6 protein-coding genes are annotated in these 7,153 nt (G+C 36.5%); 1 reads left to right on the forward strand and 5 read right to left on the reverse strand.

What is annotated here, in order from left to right; translation table 11 throughout:
* Position 1: 1 nt before the first annotated feature.
* Both ACTNA4_RS13535 and ACTNA4_RS13540 read right to left on the reverse strand, forming a co-directional pair.
* Complete coding sequence (locus tag ACTNA4_RS13535; RefSeq protein WP_427807289.1) at positions 2–910, reverse strand: ParB/RepB/Spo0J family partition protein; 909 nt, start codon at positions 908–910, stop codon at positions 2–4.
* Positions 910–1,680 (reverse strand): ParA family protein, encoded by a 771-nt coding sequence (locus tag ACTNA4_RS13540; protein WP_427807290.1) that lies wholly within the window; start codon positions 1,678–1,680, stop codon positions 910–912. Before ACTNA4_RS13540 ends, ACTNA4_RS13535 begins: the two co-directional genes overlap by 1 nt.
* Positions 1,681–1,967: 287 nt before the next feature.
* Here ACTNA4_RS13540 and ACTNA4_RS13545 point away from each other — a divergent pair, with 287 nt between their 5' ends.
* Positions 1,968–2,915 carry an alpha/beta fold hydrolase gene (locus ACTNA4_RS13545; RefSeq protein WP_441016444.1) on the forward strand — a complete coding sequence of 316 codons (948 nt, stop codon included), beginning with the start codon at positions 1,968–1,970 and terminating at the stop codon, positions 2,913–2,915.
* 62 nt (positions 2,916–2,977) lie between these two features.
* Here the strand turns inward: ACTNA4_RS13545 and rsmG are convergent, their stop codons facing one another.
* The 3 genes from rsmG to mnmE are packed head-to-tail and all read right to left on the reverse strand — an operon-like array spanning position 2,978 to position 6,952.
* Positions 2,978–3,691: a 16S rRNA (guanine(527)-N(7))-methyltransferase RsmG gene (rsmG, locus tag ACTNA4_RS13550; RefSeq protein WP_427807292.1), complete on the reverse strand. Its 714-nt coding sequence runs from the start codon at positions 3,689–3,691 to the stop codon at positions 2,978–2,980.
* Between the two features lie 23 nt (positions 3,692–3,714).
* Positions 3,715–5,607, reverse strand: a complete 1,893-nt coding sequence (gene mnmG, locus ACTNA4_RS13555) for a tRNA uridine-5-carboxymethylaminomethyl(34) synthesis enzyme MnmG (protein ID WP_441030558.1) — start codon at positions 5,605–5,607, stop codon at positions 3,715–3,717.
* On the reverse strand, positions 5,573–6,952 hold the full coding sequence (gene mnmE, locus ACTNA4_RS13560; protein ID WP_441030560.1) for a tRNA uridine-5-carboxymethylaminomethyl(34) synthesis GTPase MnmE: 1,380 nt from the start codon (positions 6,950–6,952) through the stop codon (positions 5,573–5,575). Before mnmE ends, mnmG begins: the two co-directional genes overlap by 35 nt.
* Between the last annotated feature and the right edge of the window lie 201 nt (positions 6,953–7,153).

Below are 7,153 nucleotides of genomic sequence, written 5' to 3' on the forward strand. Positions count from 1 at the left end.
CTTATTCTCCTTCGCGTATCGACATCAGAAGTTCGAATATACGTTCTAATTCTGAATCTGAATAATATTCTATTTCAATTTTACCTTTTCCATTTGGTTTATGATTTACATGAACCTTCGTGCCAATGACACTCTTCATTCTTTCTTCCAGATTCTCATATACAAATGAATTCTGGATTTCTTTCTTAGGTTTTTCCTTTTTAGGATTTTTGATATCCTTAACCAGCTTTTCCGTCTCTCGAACGCTTAGTTTTTCATCAAAAATCTTATTTGCAAGTATATATTGTTGCTCCGGATCATCAATTGCCAAAAGTGCACGGGCATGTCCTGTAGAAATCATATCATCTACGATCATCTGCTGAACTTTATCACTTAATTTCAACAGACGCATGGAATTCGTCACAGCAGTTCTGCTCTTTGATACACGTTCAGCCACTTCATCCTGTTTCAAATGAAATTCTGTCAAAAGCTTTTTAAAAGCCATTGCTTCTTCAATTGGATTTAGATTTTCCCGCTGAATATTTTCAATTAGTGAGATTTCCACAATTTCCTGATCCGTATATTCTTTAATAATTACAGGGATTTCTTTTACTCCTGCCAGTTTTGCTGCTCTCCATCTGCGTTCACCGGCTATGATCTCATAGTAATCTTTTTTCTTTTGTACAATTAAAGGTTGTAATACACCAAATTGTTTTATTGAATCTGCTAATTCTAGTAATGCATCTTCTTCGAAATTTTTTCTGGGCTGTTCACGATTTGGTTCAACCTCATTAATTTTCATCATTATCTGTCCCGAGACATTTTCAGGTGTTTTCGGCGCTTCTACCGTTTTTTTTACCATTTTAGATGATTTATTATCGGGAATCAGACTGTCAAGGCCTTTTCCAAGTCCACTTCTTTTCACCGCCATTATTCATCTTCTCCTTTATGAATCACTTCGTCTGCTAATAACATATAGCTCTCAGCACCCGTCGATTTTGGATCATAAAAATTGATAGGTAATCCATGACTGGGAGCCTCTGCCAAACGAATATTTCTCGGTATAATAGTTTTATAAATCGTCTGATTCAGATTATCTTTAACATTCTCTACCACCTGAAGCGATAGATTTGTTCTGGCATCGTACATAGTAAATACTACGCCTTCCATTTCCAAGCGTTCATTCAGACGTGATTTTACCAACTCAATTGTTTTCATCAACTGACTTAAACCTTCAAGTGCATAATATTCGCACTGTATTGGTACAAGAACCGTATCCGCAGTTGTCATAGCATTGATTGTCAGCATACTAAGTGACGGTGGACAGTCTATAATAATAAAATCATAATTATCTTTTATCTTAAATATTTCATCTCGAAGAATATACTCTTTATTTTCGGCATCAATCAGTTCTATTTCAGCACCGGATAAATCAATATTTGTTGGAAGCACATCTAAATTGTCAAAAACATTTTTTTGGAGTACCTGTTCAATATCTGCTTCTCCAATAATTAAATCATATACAGTATACTCAACTTCGTCCTTATCAACACTAAGTCCGCTGGTCATATTACCTTGTGGATCCATATCAACCGCAAGAACTTTTTGCCCTTTAGCAGCAAGACAAGAAGAAAGATTAATAGCTGTTGTGGTTTTTCCTACTCCACCCTTCTGATTTGCAACTGCAATTATTCTTCCCATTAAAATAATACCCCTTTCCATAACAAATTATATAATTTGTTACAATCATATTGTATCACCATTTTTCTCGTAAATCTACCAAATGTTTCACGTGAAACATGATTTTAGCATAATTCATAAATAGACAAATGTTTCACGTGAAACATTTGTCTATTTAGAACCACCGATTATTTATATGTAAAATGTTTCACGTGAAACATACTGAATATCAATGATAAACACTTCCAACACTCACCAAAATATGATATAATATATTCAATTTAAAAGCAGAAAGGAATGATAATACATTGAAGAAAAAAATAAGCATCATTGCCATTCTTACTACGTTGGTCACTCTTACAATGCATTTAATCAATAGAATTACATATTATATTGCTACAATTGATAATCTTCTTAACAACGCGGAAGGTAATTTTTATGAATGGCGTTTTGGAAAAATATATTATAAGAAACAAGGAACAGGTTCACCACTCCTTCTTATTCATGATTTGAATGCACACAGTTCCGGATATGAATGGAAACGCTGTGTCGGAAAGCTGGCTGAAAATCATACGGTTTACACAATTGATTTACTTGGATGTGGACGTTCAGATAAGCCGAATATTACTTATACAAATTATTTGTATGTTCAGATGCTAAATGATTTTGTGAAACATGTAATTAACGAAAAGACAGATGTGATTGCAACCGGATCTTCGTCGTCTATTGCCGTTATGGCATGTAATACAAGCGAAGAAATGATCAACCGAATTATTATGGTAAATCCTACTTCTCTGTCAGATTTAGCAAAATCACCGACAAAGAGAACCGTATTTTTGAAATGGTTGATTCAGATTCCTATATTAGGAACGCTATTATATAATATTCTTCAATCTGAAAAATATATTGAAGAAATCTTTCAGACAGATTATTATTATAATATAGAAGAAATAAACAATATGTCTGTGAAAGCTTATTATGAATCTGCCCATTTAGACAGCAGTCATTCTAAATATCTTTTTGCCAGTATAAAAGGGAGATATACAAATGCGAATATTCTTCACTGCATCAAGAATATTACAAATAGTATGTATATCATAACAGGCGAGGGCAATCCGGAACAAATAGAAACTGCAGAACAATATCAAAAATATGTTCCTGCTATTGAAACCATTTCCATTCCGGAAACAAAGTTCCTTCCACAGCTTGAAAAACCGGAAGCATTCATGGAGCAAATTAACATTTTTCTCATATAATCCAAAAGAAAACCCGTGTATACTGCATCTTAATATATTGCGCAATATACACGGGTTTTCTATTACTTCAATGGTTCTTTTGCAGGTAGACCTGCTTTTCTCGGAAATTTTTTTCCGGTAGATTTTATTTTTTCAACAACCAGAAGCGTTCTTCCTATATCGCTTCCGGGAAGCTGAAATTTTACGGTTTTTCTTTTCTTTCCGCCCAGAATTTTCAATGCAGTTTCTGCATTCTTTACTTCTTCCTCAATTTCACCGGATTTATATGGAATAAATAATCCACCTGTCTTGACATATGGAAGACAATACTCTGATAATGTGGATAAATTTGCTACTGCTCTGGAAACAACCAGATCAAAATTTTCTCTATACTCTTCTTTTCGTGCATAATCTTCTGCACGTCCATGAATTGTGTGGATATCTTCTAATTTTAATTCCGATATAACTGTATCCAGAAATTTAATTCTTTTATTCAATGAATCCAAAAGTGTTACTTTCAAATGTGGGAAAGCAATCTTTAAAGGAATGCCGGGAAAGCCAGCTCCGGTTCCTACATCCATTACGGTTTCAATACTTCCTATATCAACTGCTTTCACGATAGAGAGACTATCTACAAAATGCTTTTCATTCACTTCTTCATACTCAGTGATTCCAGTCAGATTCATGACTTTGTTCCACTCGATCAGTAATTCAAAATAATTATTAAATTGCTGATATTGTCTCTCACTCAATTGTATTCCCATTTCATTTAATTTTTGTTCAAATATTTTACTCATAACCGCCTCTTTTATGTTTTATTCTAATGTCCCAGATATACAAGAAGAACCGATATATCTGCCGGAGAAACGCCGGAAATTCTGGAAGCCTGTCCAATCGAAACCGGCTTATACTGTTTCAGCTTTTGTACAGCTTCAATTCTTAAACTGGGCACAGCATCATAATCGATATCATCCGGAATTTTTCTTGTTTCAAGTTTTTTGAACTGTTCTACCTGCTTCATCTGTCGGCTTATATATCCTTCGTATTTGATATTAATATCAATCTGATCGATGATTTCCTGACTGAATTTTTCCGGTCTTTGCTCATCAATCGGTTCAAGCAACTGATAATTCAGTTCCGGTCTTCTTATCAATTCAGCAAGTGTTGATCCGGATGTAAGCGGTGTACTTCCATACTTTTCAAGAAGGTCCTGTACTTTTTCAGATGTTCCCACATTTACATGCTTCAGTCTCTCAATTTCTTCTGAAATAATTTTCTCTTTTTCCACAAACTTCTGATATCTCTCGTCAGATATCAACCCTATTTCGTGTCCTATTTTGGTTAATCTCTGATCAGCGTTATCCTGTCTTAACAAAAGTCTGTATTCTGCCCTGGATGTCATCATACGATAAGGTTCATGGCTCTCTTTCGTCACAAGATCATCAATTAGTACACCAATATATGCCTGAGAACGATCAATGGTGATCTGTTCTTTTCCCAGAACCTCTCTCGCAGCATTTATACCTGCAATCAACCCCTGCGCAGCAGCCTCTTCATACCCGGAACTTCCGTTAAACTGTCCTCCGCTGAATAATCCTCGTATCTTTTTAAACTCCAACGTCGGGTATAATTGTCTGGCATCTATGCAATCATACTCAATTGCATATGCATTTCGAACAATTTTGACATTTTCAAGTCCCGGCACACTCCGATACATAGCATACTGTACATCTTCAGGAAGAGAACTTGACATTCCTCCGACATACATTTCATTGGTGTCTAATCCTTCTGGTTCAATGAAAACCTGATGACGGCTCTTATCGGCAAATTTGACAACTTTATCTTCAATAGAAGGACAATATCTTGGTCCTGTTCCTTCTATCATTCCAGAATATAGTGGTGACCGATCCAAATTTTCACGAATAATCTCGTGTGTCTTCTCATTTGTGTAAGTGAGCCAGCAGGATACCTGGTCAATCTGCACATCCTCCGGATTTGTTGTAAAAGAAAAAGGAACAACTCTTTCATCACCAAACTGCTCTTCCATTTTACTGAAATCAATACTTCTTTTATCGATTCTGGCAGGAGTACCTGTTTTGAACCGATACATTTCTATTCCTAGATCTTTCAGACAATCTGTCAGATAATTTGCTGCCTGAAGCCCATTCGGACCGGTATGCATGCTTACATCACCGTAAATACATCTTGCTTTCAGATACGTTCCGGTACACAATACAACCGCTTTACAATGGTAAATTGCACCGGAATACGTCTGTATTCCGGTAACCTGACTGTTTTCCACAAGAATATTTACCACTTCGCCTTGTTTTACTTCCAGGTTTTCCTGATTTTCCAAAGTTCTTCTCATCGTGTTGCTGTAATTCTTTTTATCAGCCTGTGCACGAAGGGAATGAACAGCCGGTCCCTTGGATTTATTTAACATTTTCGACTGTATAAACGTCTTGTCGATCGTTTTTCCCATCTCACCGCCGAGTGCATCGAGCTCACGTACAAGATGTCCCTTTGAGGTTCCTCCTATATTCGGGTTACAAGGCATCATGGCAATGCTTTCCACGCTGACCGTAAATACAATCGTCCGAAGTCCAAGTCTCGCTGATGCCAGAGCGGCCTCACATCCTGCATGTCCTGCACCGACTACAACAACATCATATTGATCTTTATTTTCCCATACAGAATTTGCTGAATATTTCATTTACCAAATCTTCTCCTATCGTTTCACCGGTAATGCTTCCCAAAGATTCATATGCATCCATAAGATCAATGGTAAAAAAATCCTCCGGCATTTGATTCCCTATGCTGTCCATTACTTTTCCCAGACTCTGATAAGCATCATTTAAAGCTGCTTTATGTCTGGCATTGGTAATATAAATTTCATCATTAAAAGATAACTCTCCGTGATAAAACATTTCTTTCAATGTGGATTCCAACTCATGAATTCCAGTCTCTTCTTTTGCAGATATTTCAATCATCGGCTTAGTTATCCACTTTTTCAACTCATCTTTATCAACAACTGTGGATAAGTCCGTTTTATTCAGCAATATAATAGCACGTTTTTCCCGAATCATGTTGATAATTTCAAAATCATTTTCATCTAACGGAATCGAAGAATCCACAACATAAATAATCAAATCCGCTTCTTCTGCATTTGCACGTGCCTTATCCACACCGATTTTTTCTACAATATCTTCCGTATGCCGTATCCCTGCAGTATCCATAATATTTAAAGATACGCCCTGGAGCTGTATATTCTCTTCCAATACATCCCGGGTCGTACCGGCTATGTCTGTTACGATAGCTCTTTCTTCACCAAGCAGAGTATTTAACAGAGAAGATTTTCCTGCATTGGGCTTTCCTACTATTACCGTCTTTATTCCCTCTCGGATTATTCTCCCATTATCCACAGTGTCAAGCAGCTTCTTAATCTCTGTCATCAGCTTATCCACAACACCTCTTAATTTATCCCCATACCCATCTACGCTGATATGCTCAGGGTCGTCCAGGGCAGTTTCAATGAATGCAGTATGATATAGAATTTCTTCTCTTATCTCTTTTATTTTCTTATGAACCGAACCTTTTAACTGGTTGACAGAACTTTTCAATGCATATTCATTCTTGGAATTGATAATGTCAATCACTGCTTCGGCCTGAGACAGATCCATTCTTCCGTTCAAGAATGCTCTCTTTGAAAATTCACCGGGTTCTGCAGGGCGTGCGCCGTATTTAATCACCGTTTCCAATATCTTTTTCGTAACAAATACACCGCCATGACAATCAATTTCTACCGTATCTTCTCCTGTATAGCTATGTGGTCCTCTCATCAGAAGTACCAGCACCTCATCAATTGTATCATCTCCATCCATAATGTATCCATAATGAATCGTATGACTTTTCTGTTCGGACAGGATTTTATCTTTCTTTCCTTTATAAATCTTATCTATCACATCAAATGCATCTTCACCACTGATTCTTACGATTCCAATTCCGGAATTTGTCATCGCGGTTGAAATCGCAGCAATCGTATCTGTTCGAAATCCCATAACTGACCCTCCATTTTCCCTATTAGAACATTGTAAGATATCTTGCGCCAAATCGCAAGCTTCGCATAACTCTTGGTTGAATAAAATATTTAACTAAAACTTCCCACACCTCTAAGGTGTGCTGAACCTTGAAAATTCAATATTTCAGCCAATAAAAAAGGCATAAATACATTCCGTTTGGTATAATGGAATTGTCGAGAA

This window comes from Bariatricus sp. HCP28S3_A7 (assembly GCF_052066375.1).
Taxonomy (GTDB): domain Bacteria; phylum Bacillota; class Clostridia; order Lachnospirales; family Lachnospiraceae; genus Allocoprococcus.